At 72.1% G+C, this 19432-nt stretch carries 13 protein-coding genes; 5 read left to right on the top strand and 8 right to left on the bottom strand.

The window, feature by feature from the left end; genetic code table 11:
• Positions 1 to 15 precede the first annotated feature (15 nt).
• Both Aco04nite_RS25165 and Aco04nite_RS25160 read right to left on the bottom strand, forming a co-directional pair.
• The gene (locus tag Aco04nite_RS25165; protein WP_244876277.1) at positions 16 to 1137 is read right to left on the bottom strand and encodes a flavin-containing monooxygenase; all 1122 of its coding nucleotides are present in this window, start codon (positions 1135 to 1137) and stop codon (positions 16 to 18) included.
• A 50-nt stretch (positions 1138 to 1187) separates the two neighbouring features.
• Positions 1188 to 2594 (bottom strand): MFS transporter, encoded by a 1407-nt coding sequence (locus Aco04nite_RS25160; protein ID WP_244876276.1) that lies wholly within the window; start codon positions 2592 to 2594, stop codon positions 1188 to 1190.
• A gap of 158 nt (positions 2595 to 2752) precedes the next feature.
• Between Aco04nite_RS25160 and Aco04nite_RS25155 the strand changes: the two genes are divergently transcribed.
• The 3 genes from Aco04nite_RS25155 (at position 2753) to Aco04nite_RS25145 (ending at position 8669) form a co-directional block, all read left to right on the top strand.
• The gene (locus Aco04nite_RS25155) at positions 2753 to 3625 is read left to right on the top strand and encodes a LysR family transcriptional regulator (protein ID WP_212999713.1); all 873 of its coding nucleotides are present in this window, start codon (positions 2753 to 2755) and stop codon (positions 3623 to 3625) included.
• 127 nt (positions 3626 to 3752) lie between these two features.
• Positions 3753 to 4988: an alpha/beta hydrolase gene (locus Aco04nite_RS25150; protein ID WP_212999712.1), complete on the top strand. Its 1236-nt coding sequence runs from the start codon at positions 3753 to 3755 to the stop codon at positions 4986 to 4988.
• Between the two features lie 78 nt (positions 4989 to 5066).
• Complete coding sequence (locus tag Aco04nite_RS25145; RefSeq protein WP_212999711.1) at positions 5067 to 8669, top strand: S8 family peptidase; 3603 nt, start codon at positions 5067 to 5069, stop codon at positions 8667 to 8669.
• A gap of 29 nt (positions 8670 to 8698) precedes the next feature.
• Here Aco04nite_RS25145 and Aco04nite_RS25140 read toward each other — a convergent pair whose 3' ends face one another.
• Together Aco04nite_RS25140 and Aco04nite_RS25135 are read right to left on the bottom strand one after the other, a co-directional pair.
• Positions 8699 to 9199 (bottom strand): cupin domain-containing protein, encoded by a 501-nt coding sequence (locus Aco04nite_RS25140; RefSeq protein ID WP_212999710.1) that lies wholly within the window; start codon positions 9197 to 9199, stop codon positions 8699 to 8701.
• A gap of 29 nt (positions 9200 to 9228) precedes the next feature.
• Positions 9229 to 10116 (bottom strand): NADP-dependent oxidoreductase, encoded by an 888-nt coding sequence (locus Aco04nite_RS25135; protein WP_212999709.1) that lies wholly within the window; start codon positions 10114 to 10116, stop codon positions 9229 to 9231.
• Positions 10117 to 10232: 116 nt separating this feature from the next.
• On the opposite strand from Aco04nite_RS25135, the gene Aco04nite_RS25130 reads away from it, so the two are divergent.
• Positions 10233 to 10673, top strand: coding sequence for a hypothetical protein (locus Aco04nite_RS25130; protein WP_212999708.1), 441 nt, complete (start codon positions 10233 to 10235; stop codon positions 10671 to 10673).
• Positions 10674 to 10766: 93 nt separating this feature from the next.
• Here the strand turns inward: Aco04nite_RS25130 and Aco04nite_RS25125 are convergent, their stop codons facing one another.
• From Aco04nite_RS25125 to Aco04nite_RS25115, 3 genes are read right to left on the bottom strand one after another with little or no spacing between them, the layout of a single operon-like run.
• The gene (locus Aco04nite_RS25125) at positions 10767 to 11810 is read right to left on the bottom strand and encodes an NAD-dependent epimerase/dehydratase family protein (protein ID WP_280519378.1); all 1044 of its coding nucleotides are present in this window, start codon (positions 11808 to 11810) and stop codon (positions 10767 to 10769) included.
• A complete protein-coding gene (locus tag Aco04nite_RS25120) occupies positions 11810 to 12316 on the bottom strand; it encodes a hypothetical protein (RefSeq protein WP_212999706.1) in 507 nt (168 codons plus the stop codon). The genes Aco04nite_RS25125 and Aco04nite_RS25120 overlap by 1 nt, the downstream gene beginning before the upstream one ends.
• Positions 12313 to 13821 (bottom strand): AfsR/SARP family transcriptional regulator, encoded by a 1509-nt coding sequence (locus Aco04nite_RS25115; protein WP_212999705.1) that lies wholly within the window; start codon positions 13819 to 13821, stop codon positions 12313 to 12315. The genes Aco04nite_RS25120 and Aco04nite_RS25115 overlap by 4 nt, the downstream gene beginning before the upstream one ends.
• Positions 13822 to 13980: 159 nt before the next feature.
• Here Aco04nite_RS25115 and Aco04nite_RS25110 point away from each other — a divergent pair, with 159 nt between their 5' ends.
• Positions 13981 to 16773 carry a helix-turn-helix transcriptional regulator gene (locus Aco04nite_RS25110; RefSeq protein ID WP_212999704.1) on the top strand — a complete coding sequence of 931 codons (2793 nt, stop codon included), beginning with the start codon at positions 13981 to 13983 and terminating at the stop codon, positions 16771 to 16773.
• Here the strand turns inward: Aco04nite_RS25110 and Aco04nite_RS25105 are convergent.
• Positions 16684 to 19362 (bottom strand): 2Fe-2S iron-sulfur cluster-binding protein, encoded by a 2679-nt coding sequence (locus tag Aco04nite_RS25105; RefSeq protein ID WP_212999703.1) that lies wholly within the window; start codon positions 19360 to 19362, stop codon positions 16684 to 16686. The two genes, Aco04nite_RS25110 and Aco04nite_RS25105, sit on opposite strands and share 90 nt — an antisense overlap.
• Positions 19363 to 19432 lie beyond the last annotated feature (70 nt).

The raw sequence follows: 19432 nt of genomic DNA, 5'->3' as shown, positions 1-19432 counted from the left end.
CGATGCAACGGTGCGCTATTTCTCCAGCCGGCTCACGGTACGGGCGACGCGGCGGGACTCGATCGCGGCCTGGCGGAGCATGCCGCCGAGGGTCACGTCATAGCCGATGAAGAACAGCCCCGGCCGCGCGGGCGCGCCGCCGTGCACGAGCGGCACGCCGGTCTCGTCGACCAGCGACGGGTCCTCGAACAGCTCGCGAAGCCCGGTGCCGTAGCCGGTGGCGGCGACGACCACGTCCGGCTGCACGCTCGTGCCGTCCGCCAGCAGCACCGAGATCGTGTCGAAGCCCTGCACGGCGGCGACCGGGAGCACCCGGCCCGCCACGACGTCACGGACGATGCCGACGTCCTGCAACGGCACGTAACGCCCGGTGCGCAGCCGGGTCTTGAGGCCTACGGCCGGGCGCCCGATACCGTACTTCCGCAGGTCCGGGAGCTCCATCCGCGCCGTCGCGGCGGCCACCGCGTTGAAGATCCGTTCGGGCAGCCAGCCCAGAAGCACCCCGTTCAGCTGCGCCGGCCAGCCCGCGGTCGTCCGGCGCACGATGTGCGGCGGCGTGCGGATCGCGAGCCGCACCGTGGTGGCACCGCCCTCGGCCAGGTCCGTGGCGATCTCGGCGCCGCTGTTGCCCGGCCCGACGACCAGCACGTCCTTACCGCGGAACGGCTCGGCGTTGCGGTACGCCGCCGAGTGAATCAGCTCGCCCGGCCACGTCTCCAGCCCGGGCCACGGCGGCACTTGCGGCGTGTGCAGGTAACCCGTCGCGACGATCACGGTCCGCGCCGACTCCTCGGACCCGTCCGCGAGCCGCAGCGACCATCCGGCGGCGCCCGGTTTGATCCGCTCGACGGTCGTCCCGGTCCGCACGTCGAGCTTGAACCGCTGCGCGTACGCCTCCAGGTAACGCACCAGGTCGTCCCGGCGCACCCATCGCCCGTATCCCCGCGGAATGGCAAAACCTGGGAGGCCGGACAGCTGCCGCACGGTGTGCAGCTTCAGCCGGTCGTAGCGTCCCCGCCAGCTGGTGGCCACCCCCGGCCCCCGCTCGAGCACCACGGCCTCCACCCCACGCGCCTTGAGCTGGGCCGCCACGGCCAGCCCCGCGGCCCCTGCCCCTAGCACCACCACATCTGCCATGCGAGGCAGTATGTCGATCTCCGGCCGCTCCCACAACGCGCCCGCCGCCGCTATGCGGGGGTGCGCCCGCGCAGCCCGGTGCCCGCGATCAGGGCACCGGCCAGCAGCACCACCCCGCCGACGATCAGCGCGAGACGGGTGCCGGAGGCGTTGGACGAGGCCTGGCTGAGGACCACACCGAGGACGGCCACCCCGAGGGAGGCGCCGACCTGGCGGGCCGAGTTGAGCGTGCCGGCGCCGATGCCGGCGAACTCGGTCGAAACGGTGCTCGCCACCCCCGCGACCAGGGCGGGCAGCGCGAAGGAGATGCCGAACCCGAACACCAGCAGACCCACCACCGTGGCTGCCAGGGCGAGCCCGGAATCACCGGTGAACGGCGCCTGGATCAGCGCGCCGACTCCCATGAGGGCAAAACCGATCGTGGCCGGGACGCGCGGGCCGATCCGGCCGACCAGCCGGCCGGTGAAGATCGGGTTGATGGCGGTCGGGATGGTCAGCGGCAGGAACGCCAGACCGGCGACCGACGCGGAGTATCCGCGGCTGTCCTGGAAGAACAGCGACAGCACGAACAGCAGACCGGACAGCCCGAAGTTGGCGAGGAGCCCGGCCACCAGCGCGGCTGTGAAGCCACCCCGCTGGAACATCCGCGGCGGCAGCATAGCCGCGTCCCCGGCCCGGATCTCGGCGCCGACGAAGATCGCCGCCGCGAGGACCGCGATGGCGAAGGCCACCACCACGGCGGTGTCCGTCCAGCCCTTGGCCGGGCCCTCGATCAGCGCGTAGACCAGCGCGGCCAGCGCGACGACCGCGCTGAGCTGCCCGGTCAGGTCGAGCCCGCTGCGCGACTTGCGGGCGGTCTCCGAGGCCAGCCGCACGGTGATCACCAGGCTGATCAGCGCGAGCGGCACGTTGACCAGGAAGATCGCGCGCCAGCCGACCGACTCGGTCAGCAGGCCACCGACAACCGGGCCGGCTGCGAGCGCCGCACCCGTGATGGCCGCCCACGAGCCGACCGCGCGGGCCCGTTCCGCCGGGACGGTGTACGCGTTGGTGATGATCGCCAGCGAGGCCGGCAGCAGCAGCGCGCCGGCGACGCCGAGGGCCAGGCGCAGCCCCACCAGGGCGCCGAGGCTGTTCACCGCGGCGGAGGCACCGGACAGCACCCCGAACGCGACCAGTCCGATGAGGAAGATCCGTTTGCCACCGAACCGGTCCGACAGCCATCCCGCGGTGAGCAGCAGGGCCGCGAACGTGACGGTGTAACCGTTGGTGACCCATTCCAGGGCGCTCAGCCCGACGTTGAGGCTCTGGGAGATCGCGGGCAACGCCACCGCGACGATCGTCAGGTCCAGCAACACCATGAAGTAGCCGAGGGAAAGACCGATCAGCAACGAACCCGACGGCTTTTGCGACCGTTCCGCCGCCACCACGGGCTGCGGCCCCGCCTGCGTTGCCATGTGTTTCTCCCACCATTGAAATCGCGGGTGTTCAGCGCACCCGCGCCAGGAACAGCTGCTCCTGATTCAACCGGAGCGCGCGCCCGATCCGCCGTCGCTGAAGCCCGGAAGGACCGCTGGGTATCATCGGCTGAGCCGATGGACAGGGGGCCGGGCGCGTGGAGCTGAGGAATCTTCGGGCGTTCGAGACCGTCGCCCGGACGCTGAGCATCACGCAGGCGGCCAAGGAGCTGCACTACGCGCAGTCGAGCATCAGTGACCAGATCCAGGTCCTGGAGCGGGAGCTCGGCGTCGACCTGCTCGACCGCTCCCAGCGGCAGCTCCGGCTGACCGCGCAGGGCGTGGTGCTCTCGGAGTACACCGGCCGCATCCTCACCCTGCTCGAGGAGGCCCGGTTCGCGGTCTCCCGGCCCGGCACGGGGCTCGCGATCGGCGCCCTGGAAACGGTCGGCGTGCATCTGCTGCCGCCGGTGCTCGCCGAGTACCGTGAACGCCATCCCGCCATGCGGGTGCGGCTGGGCCACCACAACCGTGGCGAGCTGTACGGTGCCGTCCGCCGCGGCGATCTGGACCTCTGCCTGACGTTCGGCACTCCCCCGCCGGACCCGTCGCTGCGGTCGGAGACGCTGGCCGAGGAGCCGCTCGTGGTCATCGTGCCGCCGAAGCACCCGCTGGCCGAGCGGGGCCGGGCCGGGCTGGCCGAGCTCAGCGCGGAGCCGTTCCTGGCCACCGAGCAGGGTTGCGGCTTCCGGGAGATGTTCGACGAGGTCTTCGGGCCGGGCGCCAAGGAGCCCGTCGCGGAGGTGTCCAGCATCGGCACGCTCGGCGCGTGCGTGGCGGCCGGCATGGGGCTCGCGTTGCTGCCCCTGCTGTCGGTGCGCCACCAGGTCGCCCGGGGCGAGGTGGCGGTGGTGCACAGCGAGGACACCGACCTGCGTACCAATCTGACCATGACCTGGCTGGACCGCAACACCGCCAACCCCACCATGGCCGGGTTCCAGGACGTGCTGCGCGAGCACCTAGCCGGTTGAACGCCGGCGCCGCCCACGCCCCGGAGGTGGTGAGGCAGTACGCCCGGGATCTGGTACAGCCAGCTGTACCTCAGGAGGCCCGTTACCGGGATCGATCGGCGCCGCTGTGCTGAATAGCGTTTCCGGCATGACCAAGACGACGAAATACCGCAACGCGGCGATCGGCGTGACGACCGCCGCCATCCTCTTCGCGGGCGTCGGAGTCGCCCACGCCGACTCCGTCACCGGCACGACCACCGGCGGTGCCCAGGCCCCCGCGGCAGCCGGGCGGTCCGGGTGGGAGGGCATCACCCGCGAGCAGGTGAGCATCGACTTCGGCAAGGGCTGGGTCACCAAGGCTGAGCTCACCTACCCCAGCAACGCGAAGGGCCGACTGCCGGTGGTCGTCCTCCTGCACGGCAGCGGGCACAACGACATGAACCAGACGCTGCCCGGCGGCAACGGCTCGACCTTCGTGCCGCTCGCGCAGGCAGCGAGCCGGGAGGGGTACGCGACCCTGCGGTTCAACAAGCGCGGGGTGAGCGATATCGGCCCCGTCGAGAGCACCGATCCGGCCCAGTTGCAGCCGAAGAACCCGTACGAGCAGATCCAGAAGGACGCCGCAGCGGTGGTGCGGTTCGCCGCCCGGTCGCCGCGGGTCGACCCGTCGAAGATCTTCCTGCTCGGGCACAGTGAGGGCACCAACGTGGCCGCCAACCTCGCCGCCGAGCCCACGAAGTTCGGGATCCCGAAGCCGGCCGGGGTGGTCGAGATGGGTGTCGTCGGCCTGCCGATCAAGCAGCTGCTGACGTTCCAGATCTACGGCCGGCTGCTCGCCCAGCTGCACGACGAGTTCGACGTCGACGGCGACGGTCAGCTGACCGCGGCCGAGGCGGCCGACGGCCTGATCGGGCAGCCGGCGCAGGTCGCCGACCAGTTCCGCCCGGTCCTGCTCGACGGCCGGAAGGTCGCCGCCGCGACGGACAGCAACCACGACGGCCGGATCGCGATCGACGCCGAGGCGGGCGTGGTGCTGCGCGAGATCACCCACATCGATCTCTACCCGAACCTGCCTGACCTGGACGCCTACACGATCAGCTACGCGAAGGACATCGCCCGCTTCCCGACGGTGTCGCAGGCGCTGCCGAAGTTCTCCGGCCCGACGCTGCTCCTCAACGGCGAGAACGACATCCAGACCCCGGCCCGCGCCGCGCTCGTCGCCGACGCCGCCGTCGCCGCGGCCGGCAACAAGGACCACACGATCGTCATCTACCCGGGCATGGCGCACACCATGAACATCACCCCGAAGTTCACACCGGAGTTCGCCGGGCCCGACCAGCAGGTCATCACCGAGATCCGGGGCTGGCTCAAGTCCCACCGCTGACGAAAGTTACGAGATCAGTCCGAAATAAACGGTCCCCATAGTGTGCGGTGACACCCCATCGATCATCGTGAGGTTCCGTTGTCACTGTCACGCCTGCGTGGAATCGGGCTGGCCGTTCTCGTCACCACGCCGCTCACCATCGCCCCGGCCGCCGCGTCCGCTGCCGGGGCGCCCGCCGCGCCACCGCCGTCGAGCAAGCCGGCCAGCACCGTCACCCTGATCACCGGTGACAAGGTCACCACGGCCGCCGACGGCGGGGTGCAGGTGCGAGATCCTCAGGGTCGGCTGACCGGGTTCCTCACCGGGCGTCAGGGCGGTGACACGTACGTCTACCCGCACGACGTCCTGCCCCACCTGGCCTCGGGGCTGCTCGACGAGCACCTGTTCAACGTCACCGAGCTGGTGGCGGACGGCTACGACGACGCGCACAGCACTGGCATCCCGCTGATCGTCACCTACAACGGCACGGCGGCGAAGTCCCGGGCAGCGCTGAGCGGCACGAGCGACGTACGCCCGCTCGAAAGTATCGGCGGCGCGGCACTGACGGCAGACCGGTCCGGAGCGTTCTTCTCCTCGATCGCCGGCGGGACGAAGGCGAAGGCGAGCCTGCAGAGCGGCACCGTCAAGAAGGTCTGGCTCGACGGCAAGGCCGAGGCGGCCCTGGCGGAGAGCACCGCGCAGATCGGCGCCCCCGAGGTGTGGCAGAAAGGCAACGTCGGCACCGGCATCGACGTGGCCGTGCTGGACACCGGCATCGACACCGCGCACCCGGATCTGGCGGGCCAGGTGGCTGCCACTGCGTCCTTCGTGCCCGGTGAGTCGATCGAGGACGGCAAGGGTCACGGTACGCACGTGGCGTCCACGATCGCCGGCACCGGCGCGGCCTCGGCGGGCAGGGAGCAGGGTGTCGCACCCGGGGCCCGGCTGCACATCGGCAAGGTGCTCGGCGACGACGGTTTCGGCCAGGACTCGTGGATCATCAGCGGGATGGAGTGGGCGGTGCGCGAGCAGCACGCCCGCGTCGTCAACCTGAGCCTCGGCGCGGATCCGACCGACGGCACCGATCCGATGAGTGTGGCCGTCAACGAGCTCAGCGCGGAGACCGGTGCGCTGTTCGTGATCTCGGCGGGGAACTCCGGGCCGGGTGCGTACACGGTGGGGACGCCCGGCGCGGCCGACGCGGCGCTGACCGTCGGCGCGGTCGACAACCAGGATCTGGTGACGTTCTTCTCCAGCCAGGGGCCGCGGCTCGGCGACCGGGCGCTCAAGCCCGACCTCACCGCGCCCGGGGCCAACATCCTGGCCGCCCGGTCGCACTACATCGAGGAGGGCGAGGGCTCGTACCTGTCGATGAGCGGCACGTCGATGGCCGCGCCGCACGTCACCGGCACCGCGGCACTGCTGCTCGCCGAGCACCCCGGGCTCACCGGGCAGCAGGTCAAGGACGCGCTGGTCAGCACGACGAAGGCGACGCCGGACGTCACGGCGTACCAGGGCGGTTCCGGCCGGTTGGACGCGGCCGCCGCCGCGAGCGCGCCGGTGTTCGCCACCGGCTCGGTCAACTTCGGCTACCCGGACTACCCGACGGCCCCCACGGGACCGGTCGACCGGACGATCACCTACACGAACGTCGGCGCGGTGCCGGTGACGCTCGCGCTGTCGTCCTCACTGGACCTGATCACGTTGTCGGCCGGGCAGATCACGGTTCCGGCGCACGGCACGGCCTCGGTGACCGCGACGACGTCGTTCGCCAAGGTTCCCGCCGATCAGGCGTTCTCCGGCTTCGTGACGGCGACCGGGGACGGGGGCGGGCTGCGTACCTCGGTGGCCGTGGGCCAGGAGGGCGTACGCCATCATCTGGTTCTCAAGGCTCTTGACCGTGCGGGTGAGCCCGTCGCCGGCCAGCTCGTGCTGCTGGGCAAGGACAGCACGTCGACCCACCAGATCGATGCCACGGGTACGCTCGACCTGCGCCTGCCCGCGGACACGTACACGGCATGGCTGAGCACCGACGTCGAGGGCACCCACGGGCCGGGCTCGAAGGGCCTCGCGGTGCTCCCGATCACCAACATCGAGCTCAACCAGGACCGTACGGTCGTCTTCGATGCGACCAGAGCCCGCCGATCCACCGCGACCACACCGCAGCAGTCGACCGTGACCTCCTCGCGGTTCGAGCTGATCCGCGACGTCGCCGGGAGCCCATGGCTGGACGCGTGGTACCCGGGCCAGGACTACGACAGTGTCTGGGTGCTTCCGACCGGCAAGGCCGCGCAGGGCCGGTTCACGCTGGCCGCGCGCTGGCGCCTCACCCAGCCCGCGCTGACCGTCGCCGGGTACGACGACCTGCGGGTCCAGCGCGGCGCGACACCGCTGCCGGCAAGCGTGCGCAGCCTCGAGGTCGTCACCGGCGGTAACGTACGCGGGAAGGCGCTGATCGTCCGGAACAGCGACACCGTCACCATCCAGGACCGGGCTGCTGCTGCTTCGGCGGCCGGGGCCCGGCTCCTGCTCGTCGTCAACAACGGCACGGGACGGCTCGCGCCCTGGCCGGGATCGGTGTGGGCGCCGGCCGGCCCGCCACCGCTCACCGTCGCCACGCTCACCAGGGACGAGGGCGAAAAACTGATGACCCGCCGGAACGTACGGCTGGACGTCACCTCACACCCGACCACCGAGTACGCGTACGACCTCGTCACCGACTACAGCGGCACGATTCCCGCGGACCTCACCTACCGCGCGACGTCCCGCAACCTGGCGCGGGCCGACGTGTCGTTCCGCAACTGGCAGCCGGGTCGTGCCCTCGAACAGCGCTCCGACACCGACCCGCTGGGTTCCACCGCCTCCCTGGAATACGCCGAGGCCCCGGCTCGCGGCGACCGCACCGACTGGGTCACCGCGGGTGAGAAGTGGGTCGCGGACGTGCTGATCCCCGGTGAGCAGTCACAGCACTCCGCACCGGTCGCGTACCAGGCCGGGTCGGCCCACCCGGAGCGCTGGTTCGGGCCGGTGCAGCGGCCGCGGCTGGTCGACGAGCCGACCGGGCTCAGCGTGTTCCGGCAGGAGGGCGGCTGGCTGTTCGCGAACATCTCCGGCTGGGGCGACTCCGGCACCGCGCACGCGGGACGCACCAACGACAACCCCGCTGTGGACAACCGGATGGCGCTCTATCAGGGGGACAAGCTGGTCAGCTCGGCGGACCGGTACAGCCCGCTGCTGGTGGCGGGCCCGCTGACCGCCGAACGGCTCCCCTACCGGCTGGTGTCGGAGAACGACCGGGGCTCGTGGGCCGGGCCGTACTCCACGAGCACCCGCACCGAGTGGGCGTTCACCTCCGGTGACGTGGCCGCGGGCACGGTCGTCTCGCCGCCGTTGATCCAGCTCGACTACGCCGTCGACACCGACCGCGACGGCAAGGTGCAGCGCACCTTCGAGCTGGGAGTCGGCGCCTCCACCCTGGTGTCCGCAACCGGGCCCGGGACGATCAAGGCGGTGACGGTCGACGTCTCGTACGACGACGGCGCCTCCTGGCACCGGACGACGCTCAGGACCCGGGCCGGCGGCTGGAGCACCCGGATCTCCGCACCTCGCGCCGCCCGGTTCGTCACCCTGCGCACCACGGCCCGCGACACCGCCGGCAACAGCGTGGATCAGCGCATCACCCGGGCCTTCGGCCTGCGGTAACCGGCTCAGCATCACGGGCCACAACCGGCTCAGAGGAACTCGCTGCGATACGTCGCGGCGAGTTCCGCTGCCCGGCGGCGCTGGTCGGCCTGCTCCTCGGCCGACTTCTGCGGGGGCTGAGCGTCCCAGCCGTCGACGACGTCACCGATGCGCAGGAAATACTCGTCCTGGCCGGCGGGGGTGCACATGCAGAGCATGCGGGCCGGGGCGCCGGAGACGTTACGGAAGTTGTGCGGTGCGTTGGCCGGGATGTTGACCGTGGACCCGGCTGCCACGACGTGCTTCTCGCCGCGGAAGGTGAACTCGATCTCCCCTTCGAGGATGGTGAACATCTCCTCGAAGTCGTGGCGGTGCGGCGGCGGGCCACCTCCGTCGGGGACGCGCATCTCGATGAGGCAGTACCGGCCGTTGGTCTGCTCGCCGGTGACCAGCATGGCGTACGTGTTGCCCACCAGGGACACGAACGTCGTCGCGGGATCGGCGGGGTCGGCCACGGTCAGCGTACGGTCGGGGTCGTCGTCGGGAATCATGGTTTTCTCCTTGCTCAGAGGGTGACGGCTCAGAGGGTGAAGATGATCTTGCCGCTGGGCAGTTCGCCCGCAGCGGCTCGGGCGTGCAGGGCGGGGAGCTCGGCCAGCGGGACCCGCTCGGCGATGTCGACGCGCAGCTGACCGGCGTCGACCTGGGCGACCAGTTGCGCGAGCTCACGGGCGTCGCTGCGGACGAACATGTTGATTCCCGTGACGCCGCGCTTGTCGTCGGAGGGCGCGGGCATCCACACGGTCGTGTTCACCAGGGTGCCGCCGTCACGGATGAGCGTGACGAGCGCGGCGAGCTGCGCGGGCTCGACGGGGGCGAGGTTGAGCACCACATCGACCGGCTCGATCGGCTCCTCGGTGGCGGCGGTGCTCCGCGGGCTGCCCTTGGCGATGACGTGCGCGCCGGCGCTCCCGGCCATCTGGACGGCGTAGCGGCCGACTGCCCCACCGGCCCCGTTGATCAGGATGCGCTGCCCGGCGGTGAGCTTGGCGTGCTCGAACAGCGCCTGCCGGGCGGTGAGCCCGACCGCCGGAAGCGCGGCTGCGTCGGCGAGCGGAATCGTGGTGGGCGCCGCGGTCAGGACCTCGGCAGGTGCGATCACGTACTCAGCGGCAGCGCCGACCCCCGCCATGGGCAGGAACCCGATGACCCGGTCGCCGACGGCGAGGCCGTCGACGCCGTCACCGAGCGTCTCGACGGTCCCGGCGACGTCGATGCCCGGGGTGTGCGGCAGCTCGACGGGGATCGGGCCCTGCATGAAACCGCCGCGGATGTTCGCGTCGACGCCGTTGAACGTGGTCGCGGCCACCCGCAGCCGCACCTGCCCGGCACCCGGCACGGGCACCTCGACGTCCTCGTAGCGCAGGACGTCCGGGCCGCCGTACTCGTGGAATCGAACTGCCTTCATGACAAGCTCCCTTTTCACTTTGCTTCGAGTTCGAAGCACCTCCGAACAGTAGCATGCTTCGAATTCAAAGCAAGTGGGCCTTGTCACGTCCGGCCGGGTGTGATCGTCCTGGGCGTATGACTCTCCGCAGCAAACGCGTGTGCGTGCTTCTGCTGGCCGTGCTGGCCACCGTGGTCGGCACCTGGGCGGCGGCGTTCCCGGCGTCGTTCTACCGCGATTTCCCGTCGCCCGGCTGGGGCTGGGTGTCCGCGCTGGGCCCGTACAACGAGCATTTGGTCCGCGACGTCGGCGGCCTCTACCTGGCCCTCGCCGTCCTCAGCGTCTGGACGTGGCGCCGGCCGGCGTTCCCGCTGCTGCGGGTCGCCGGCGGCGCCTGGCTCATCTTCAACGCCGAGCACTTCCTCTGGCACGCCCTGCACCTGAGCGCGTTCTCGACGTGGCACGCGATCGGGAACCTGGTGGGACTCGGCGTTCCACTGCTGCTGTCCCTCCTGCTCCTGGCCCCCGACCGCGCGGCCGCGCCCAGCGCCGCGGGCTCACCCAGCACTGCGGCGTGAGCAGCCCCGGCCGTTACGGCTGCTGGCCGTAGTCGCCGCCGGAAGTGGTCGATCGGCCCCGATGGAGCAGCTGCAGCCGGCACGATACCCGGATCAACTCCGCAACCTCCGGTCCGATCCGCTCGCGCCGGCGTCCCGGAGCAGGCCCAGCGCCGCCAGGCCGCTCGCGGTGTCCAGGACCGTCTCCTCGATCGGCCGGGCCTGCCAGCCCAGGAGCTCGTGCGCCTTCACGCTGGATGCCTCGCGCACCACGCCGAGGTCCGGGACGACCGTCGCGAACCGCGCGCTCACCCGCGCGCTGAGGCGGACCACCCAGTCCGGCACCGTACGGTCCGGCACCCGGTGGGCCGCTGGGCCGAGCCGCGCCCGCAGCAGACCCGCGATCTGCGGCAGCGACGTCGTTCCGGCGGTGGCCACGAACCGCTCCCCCGCGGCGCCCGGCGCGACCATCGCGCGCACGTGCAGATCGGCGACATCGCGGACGTCGACCACGCCCCAGTTCAGCCGGGGAAGGGCCGGAAGCTCGCCGTTGAGCAGCTGCCCGATCACCGCGACGTAGACGGACAGTTCCCGGCCGAGCGGCGGGCCGAGGATACCGACGGGGTTGATCACGGCGAGCTCCATCCCGCCGCCCGACCTCTCGGCGAAGTCCCAGGCCGCCCGCTCGGCGACCAGCTTCGAGCGCGAGTAGGCGATCAGGTCAGGGCCGTCCGGGTCACTCCAGTCCGCCTCGGTGAAGACCCGGGAGTAGTCACGGTGGCCGTACCCGACGGCGGCGAACGAAGACGTCAGCACGGTACGCCGGACACCCGCGTCACGGGCCGCGCGGAGCACCCGCAGTGTGCCCTCCCGCGCCGGCACGATCAGGTCATCGGGCCGTCTCGGGGACTTGCCAGGAAACGGTGAGGCCACGTGCAGAACGGCGTCACAGCCGGCCGCCGCCGCAGCCCAGCCGGCGTCGGAGGTCAGGTCGGCCACCGCGAACGACACGTCCGTACCGGGTTCCAGCAACGCCCGCACCGACTGCGCCCGCCCGGGACTGCGTACGGTGGTGCGGACCTTGTAGCCCTGGCTCACCAGAGCCCGTATGCAATGGGCGCCCACATACCCGGAACCGCCGGTCACGAGAACGACCATCATCGACCCCCGTCGCCGGCGACGTTCTGGTGGGCGTACTTGGCTTCGATGTCGCGGGCGAACCCGGCGATCTCGTTCCGCACGTGGCGGCGCACGAAGAACGGTGTCGCGATCGTCGCCGCCAGGAGGTTCAGCAGCGGCGACAGGGTGAGTTCGACCGTGCAGCGCAGGTGTGAGGCGCCGCTGCTGCCCGGCTCGACGGCCATCGTCCACCGCACCTCGGCGCGGGCCGGGAAGAGGTGGAAGAGGTATGCCCTGCTGCGTTCCGACAGCAGCTCGAAGCCCCCGGCGTCGGCGGTGACCTCCCGGTAGTGCTGGATGATGAGCGTCCCGCCGATCGACTCGACGTTGACGGTTCCGCGAACCCCGTTCGTGCAGGTCACACCGGCGGCACGATGCTGCGGTGACGCCGCCCGGTAGTCCTCGTCGCTGAGGGAGAAGATCCATTCCTCGAGGTCGACTCTGTCGTGCGGCACGTGCAGTGGCGCGATCTGGCTGGTCTTCATGAAGGGGCTCCGCTCCTGGATGGGCGTGGGTCGGGCAGGTGCGGGCGGGCGCCGAGGCGGGCGGCGAGCAGGGCGAGTGCCAGCGGCATCCGGCCACACCGTTCGGCGATCTCGTCGAGGGTCTGCGTGCCGGTGTCACCGGCACCGGGGCCCTGCAGCGCGGAGAGTCTGCGGCGCAGCAGTTCCCGGGCCTCCGGCAGGTCGGGAGGGTGGATGCGGATCAGGCGTGCGCCGTCGGACGCGGCGAGGCCGATGAGTGGTCTGCGGCTGGTGACGAGGACCAGGCCGGCCCCGGAGTTCGGCAGCAGGGGACGGACCTGTGACGCGTCGTGGGCGTCGTCCAGCACGAGGAGGAGATTTCGGCCGGCGGTGAGGCTGCGGTACATGCCCACCAGCGCGGCGGCGGTGTCCGGGAAGTCCGACGCGCGTACGCCGAGCGCGTACAGCAGGCAGCGCAGCCCCTCGGCGGCCGGGACACCATCGCGTCCCCGGAGATCGAGGAAGAGCTGACCGTCCGCGAACTCCTCCGCGACCAGGTGCGCGAACCGCGTCACGAGCGCCGACTTGCCCACCCCGCCCAACCCGTCCACCGCGACGATCATCGGGCCTGCCCGGCCACCGGTGCGCAGATCGCGGGTCAGGTCGCGGAGCAGCCGCAGTTCGCCGGCACGCCCGCTGAAGAGCGGCTGGTCAGGCGGCAGCTGCGCGGGACGTACGGCCATGGGCGCTGTCCGCAGGAGCGTGGACTGCCGGACCTCACGCAGTTCGTGGCCCGGGTCGATGCCCAGTTCGTCGGCGAGCCGGTCGCGGATCTTCCGGTACCGGGCCAGCGCTTCGGTCCGGTGGCCCGCGGCGGCGAGCGTTGTCACCAGACTCGCGTGCACGGGTTCGTGGAGCCGGCCCATCTCCGCCGCCAGCCGCAGCGCCGGCAGTGCGGCCGTAGCCCGTCCGGCCCGGACGGCCATCGACGCCGCGTCAACGGCCGCGTCGAAGAACTCGCTGTCGACGGCGGCGAACGTCGCCAGAGCCCCTTCGGTGCCGGCCAGCGCGACACCGGCGGCTCCTTGACAGAGCCGCAGCGCGGGCAGGTAGGAGTCGAGTGCCCCATCGGCGTGTCCGCGCACCGCGGCCGCCTTCCCCTCGGCTACGAGTCTCCGGAACCTGACCAGGTCGAGCGTCTCGGGCGCGCCGATGAACCGGTATCCGGTGCCGTCCCGGGTCAGGTACGCCCCGGACGCCCGCCGCGGCAGGCCGGGCTCGAGCAGCCGGCGGATCCCGCCGACGTACTTGTGGACGGTGTTGACCGCACTGGCCGGCGGTTCGGTGCCCCAGAGCCGGTCGACCAGGTCGCCCATGCTGACCGGCCGGCCGTGGAGGACCGCCAGCAACGCCAGCAGGCACTGCTGCTGGCGAGGCCCGGCGTCTCGTCCGACCTCATCGCGCCAGACCCGCAGCGGGCCCATGACCTGCACGTACAGGGGCGTCACCGCCTTCGCGTTCCGCATGCACCGATGATGTCCGGGGCCACCGGGCGAGACATCACACGTTCTTGTGCTCTTTAGCGGTCCCTGCCCGGGCGGGCGCACCCGGTATCGCACGCGCCGCGTCCGCCGGCGAAGATCGGCTACTGTGGACCGCTCAGTCCCAGGCGGCCGGGAGATCTGATGACCACACGGTCCACCTCGCCGCCCCTGCGCGGCCGGGATGCCGAACGGGCCGTCCTGCGCGGGCGGGTCCATCAGCTGATCGCCGGCACCGGTGGCGTCGTCATCGTCGAGGGTGTGCCCGGCAGCGGCAAGTCCAGCCTGATCGCCGACGCGGGCGACACCGGGCGGGAACGCGACGCCCAGGTCCTGACCGGCGCGGGTCAGATCGCGTCGCTGGGGGTGCCGGCCTGGCTGCTGCTCGACACTCTCACCAGCACCGATGAGCCGCCCGTCGACCTGGACGCGCTGCGACGCGCCGCCGAGCGAACGGAAGGCGGCTTCTGGCTCGTCCAAGAAGTGCACGACGGCCTGGAGAAGGCGACCCTCCACACGCCCGTCATGATCGTCATCGACGACTTCCAGTGGGCCGATCTGGCCACTGCCGCCGCGGTACGGACGCTCACCCGGCGGTTGTCCGCCGACCCCGTGCTCTGGGTGATCGCGTTGCGGCCCGACCCGCCGGCACCCGTGCGCGCCGTGATCGACCAGATGTCCGGTCAGGGTGCCGAGGTCCTCCGGCTCGGTGCTCTCGACGCCGATGCCATCGCGCAGGTGACCCGCGACGTCCTGGGCGGCACGCCGGACCCCGGGCTGCGCGAGGCCCTGGCCGGCGCCCAGGGCCGTCCGTTGCTGCTGCTCGACCTCCTGCACGGGCTGCGCGACGAGCACACGGTCGAGCTTCGCGGCGGGGTCGCCGCCCTGCGCGGCGGCAGCCTGCCCCGGCGCTTCCGGGACTCGATCCGCGAGCAGGTGCGGCTGTTGTCCGACGACGGCCGGCTGACCGTGGAGATGGCGTCGATCCTCGGCCGGACGTTCACCGCGGAACAGCTCGCCGGGATGCTCGACCGCCGCCCCTCCGCCCTTCTCGCACCGCTGCGCGAGGCGCTGGACGCCGAGCTGATCATCGAGCGCGGCGACACGTTCGCATTCCGACACGACCTGGTCCGCGAGGCCATCGACGCCGGCCTGCCCGAGCCGTTGCGCCGTGCCCTGCGCCGGCAGGCCATCGAGGCCGGCCTGGCGGGCGGGACCCCCGTGGCCGAGATCGCGGCGCTCGTGCTGCAGATCGCCACCCACGGCGACGCGGAGGCGATCGGGCTGCTGCGCCGGGCCGCGGCCGAGAGCCTCGTGCGGTCCTCGGCGATCGCCGCCGAGCTGAGTTCCCAGGCTTTCGCGCTCGTCCGGTGGGACGACCCCGGCCGCGGGACGATGCTCACCGAGGCCGTCACCCACCTCGTCCTGGCCGACCGCGCCCTGGACGCCGCCGAGCTGTTCGAGCGCGGCAGGGGCCCGGCCCTGGCCCCGATGGTGGCGGCGCAGATCCAGCGCCTGATCGCCGAGGCCATCCTCCCGGCCGACGCCGGGCGGGCGGCGCAGCTCTGCCGCGAGGCTCTGACGCACGGGAACCTGCCGGCCGAGCTGAGGGCCCGGTTGTACGCCGTGCTCTCCGGTGCGCTGGGCATCATCGGGCGTCCCACCGAGGCGAGGCAGGCGGCCGACGCCGCAGTGGCCGCGAGCCGTGCCGGTATCGACGCGCGGTCGGTCTCCGCCGTTCTGGTCGCGAAGGCCGTCGCCGACTTCCAGCTCTGCGACTGGTCCGACGGGCTGCGTTCGGCCGACGACGCGATCCGGCTCCGCATCGAGACCTCCGGCGCGCACGCCCTGTCGCTGCCCGACGGGTGGAAGGCGATGATGCTCGACGCGGCAGGCCGGATGGGTGAGGCCTGGCGGCTGGCCGAGGAGGGCGCCCGGCTCGCACAGCTGGACGGCCAGCTCGCCAACGCGCGGGTGTGGGCGATGATCCGCGCCCGGATCACCCTGCGTTCGGGCCGGCTGGACGAGGCCCGGGCCGAGGCCGAGGCGATCCAGGCCATGTCCTATGAGCTCGGCTCCGTCAGCTACCTCTATGTCGCCGCTCTCACCCTCGCCACGGTGGCGATCCATCGTGGCGACCAGGCCGGGATGAGGGTCGCCGACGCCATGGCGGCCCACATGGGCGGCAGCGGCAATCCGGACTGGCGTGGCCGGGGGCAGTGGCTGCGCGCCCTGCTGGACGAGGCCCGCGGCCTCCCGGCCGGCGAGGGGTCCGGCGACGAGATGGCGACGCTGTTCTCGGGATGCGTCCGCGTCGTCACCCTGACCGAGCACGCCGAGGTGGGTGTCCTCGTCCGGCTGCTCCTGCGCGCCGGCCGGCGTGACCTGGCGGAAACAGCCGTGGCCCGGCTCACCGACGAGTCACACCGCCACGCGGGTGAACCGGTCGTCGAGGCGGCGCTGCACCACGCCCGCGGGCTGCTGACCGCCGACCCGGGCCTGCTGCTGCGCGCGGTCGACCTGCACGCCGGCGACGAGCGGCCACTGGTGCGGGCCCGGGTGAGCGAGGACGCCGGCACGGTGGTGGTCGCCACCGACCGCTCGCACGGCCTGTCCCTGCTGGGCTCGGCCATCGAACAGTGGGAGGCGGTCGGCGCCGACCGCGACGCGGCCCGGGTGCGGCAGCTGCTGCGCCGGTACGGGGTGCGCCGGCGAACCCCGTACCGGCCCCGGAACGGCTGGGCGGGGCTGACCGAGTCGGAGACCAAGGTGGCAAGGATGGTGGCTCGGGGCTGGACGAACCGCCAGGTCGCCGACGAGCTCTTCCTGTCGCCGCACACCGTGAGCTCACACCTGCGGCACGCCTTCGGCAAGCTGGGCGTCCGCTCCCGGGTCGAGCTGGCCCGGCTGGTCCTGACGGCTGACCACGAGGTCTGACGTGGGCAGCGTCTGGCAGGCCAGGCGCCAGCCCGCGTCGAGCTCCTGGGCCGAGAACATCCCGCGGGTGTCCGTCTCGTACTCCCCGGTCAGCACCCGGACCCGGCAGGTGCCGCAGGCTCCCTCCCCGCACGACTGCGGGAACGGGACGCGGGCCGCGTTGGCGGCGTCGAGGACCGTCTGCCCGGGCGGGCAGGCGAAGGAGGCCGCATCCTCGTCACGGACGCCGATGGTGAACCCGGCGATCCCCGCCTGGGCCGCGGCGAGGGCGATCCCGTGGGCCTTCTCCCGGCGGGTCTGCATGCTGCGACCCGATACGAAAGCCTCGGTGTGCACGATGTCGCGGGGCACCCGGAGCTCCGTCAGGTGGCCGAGCACGTCCTGCATCATCGGCGCCGGGCCGCAGAGGTGGACGCGCGTGACGTCCGCGGCGTAAGGGCGCAGCGCGTCGAGGTCGATCCGGCCGCGCCGGCCCGGCCAGCCGCCGCCCGGCCGGCTGACGAAGACGGTCACCTCGAGCCCCGGCATCCGTGCCCGCAGACCGTCGAGCTCCGTCCGGAACGGGATCTCGTCCTCGCTCCGGCAGCCTGCCAGCAGGACCACCCGGCCGCTGCGACCGGCCTGCTCCACCGCAGCCAGAACACTGATCAGCGGCGTGATCCCGACGCCCCCGGCGATCAGCAGCAGTGTGCCGGTGCCGTCGTCGCCGGCGGGGTCGTACGTGAAGTCGCCGAACGGCCCGGCCACCCGCAGGGCCTGGCCCGGTTCCAGATCGTCGTGCAGGAAGGTGGAGCCGAGGCCGTCCGTCTCCCGCTTCACCGCGAACTCGGCGTAGCCCGTCGTGCCCGGCCCGCTCGAGATCGAATAGGACCGCTCGATCGGCTCGACCGCCACGGGCAGGTCGATCTTCAGATACTGTCCCGCGGCGAACGAGAACGGCAGCGCGCCACCGTCCAGCGGTTCCAGGCGTACCTTGCGGATCGCCGGGGTCAGCTCCTCGATCGCGGCCACGCGCAGGTAACCCCGCCAGGCGGTGGCCGGCTCGCGGGCCGGGGTGCGGGCCCGGATCGTGCGCCACATCGTGCCCAGCTGCCGGCCCGGCAGGACAGCGTTGGCAGCCAGGAGGCCGCCCGCGAGCGCGCCGACCACACCAGGCCCCCAGGCGTCCTGGCCGGCCACCACCAGACCCTTGACCGGCGTACGCGTCCCCGCGAGCGACGACCGCAGCCGCGCGGGCGTGGCGGCGAGACCGTAGAACGATCCCCGGACACTGCGCTGGTAGGTCTCGAACGACAGCGGCGTCGCCAGCTCGGCGAACGCGATGTTCTCCCGGAATCCGGGCCACCGCTGCTCCAGGCGGTCGAGCAGCCGCCGGGTCAGGTCGTCCTTGAGCCTGCGGTAGTCGTCCGGCCGTTTCTCCGCGTCGCTGTCCTGCCACCGGTCGAAGGCCGCCGGGTCGATCAGCTCCACGACCTCGACGGTGTGGAAGCGCGCGGCCGGGTTGTTCAGCGAGGAGAAGGAGACGTACAGCGTGCCGTCGCCCAGCGCCTGGTGGGAACCGTCGAGGTCCGGCATGAACCAGTGGTTCTCGCCGTGCAGGTCGGACCGTGCCGGCGACTGGCGCAGTCCGAGGAACAGCATGATCGCCGACGGCTCCGCGGGCAGCTTCGCCAGCGCGTGCTCCCAGCGGGGCTCGACCGCCGTACCGAGCAGGTCATAGGTGTTGCGGACCCCTGCCGCCGAGACCACCGACGCGGCCCGGACGTGGTACCGGCGCCCCGTTCCGGAATCCTCGACGTCGACGCCGGTCACCCGGCCCCGCTCGACGGTGATCCGCTCGATCCGCTGACGCGCGCGCAGCTCGACGTCGTAGCGGCCGAGGATCTCCAGGACGATCTCGCTGATCGCTTTCGGGCCGCCCACGGGATGGGCGGTGCCGTCCAGGAAGAACGTCGTCGGGACCGCGGCGTGGTAACCGAACGCGCTCGATGCCGGCGGCGTGCCGTACAACCCCCACCGCGCCGCCAGCACCGCCCGCAGGTCCGGGTCGCGGAAGCTGCGGGAGACCTGATCGCTCAGCGAACGGTACGTCGCCGGGAAGAGCCGCTCGACAACCGGGAACCCGAGCCGGCGCACCGGTGCGGGAAGCGACGCGAGGACGTTGCGGGCCGCGAGACCGGTCATCGCCCGCCGTACCGTCCGGAAATAGCGGTCGATGGCCCGGGCCTCACCGGGGAACCGGTCTTTGAGGCGGTCCCGGAACAGCTCTCCCGAGGCGGGCACGGCGAAGTCGAAATCGGGGAAGTGCAGGACGTCGTAGTCGTCGGGCAACGGCTGGAGCTGCACCCGGCCGTCGGTCATGAAACCGAGGAACGGACCGGCGTCCGCGCTCATGTAGTGCAGGCCGGTCCCGAACCTGTACCGCCCCTCGCGGGAGAACTCGTGCGTCATCCCGCCGAGGGTGTAGTGCTGCTCCAGCACGAGCACCCGCTTGCCACCGAACTGCGCGAGCGCACGCGCCGCCGCCAGGCCGCCCATGCCGGATCCGATCACGACGACATCGGCATCTTCCTGCGCGATCAAGGTCACCCCAGTGTGTTGACGGCCGTCCGTTCCCGGACCCTTCGCGCTCAAGGTAGGAAGCTCCACTGGACCGGAA

The organism is Winogradskya consettensis, assembly GCF_018332715.1.
GTDB lineage: Bacteria > Actinomycetota > Actinomycetes > Mycobacteriales > Micromonosporaceae > Actinoplanes > Actinoplanes consettensis.
Note: the sequence above shows the minus strand (reverse complement) of the source record. Positions and strands in the feature narration are given on the sequence as shown.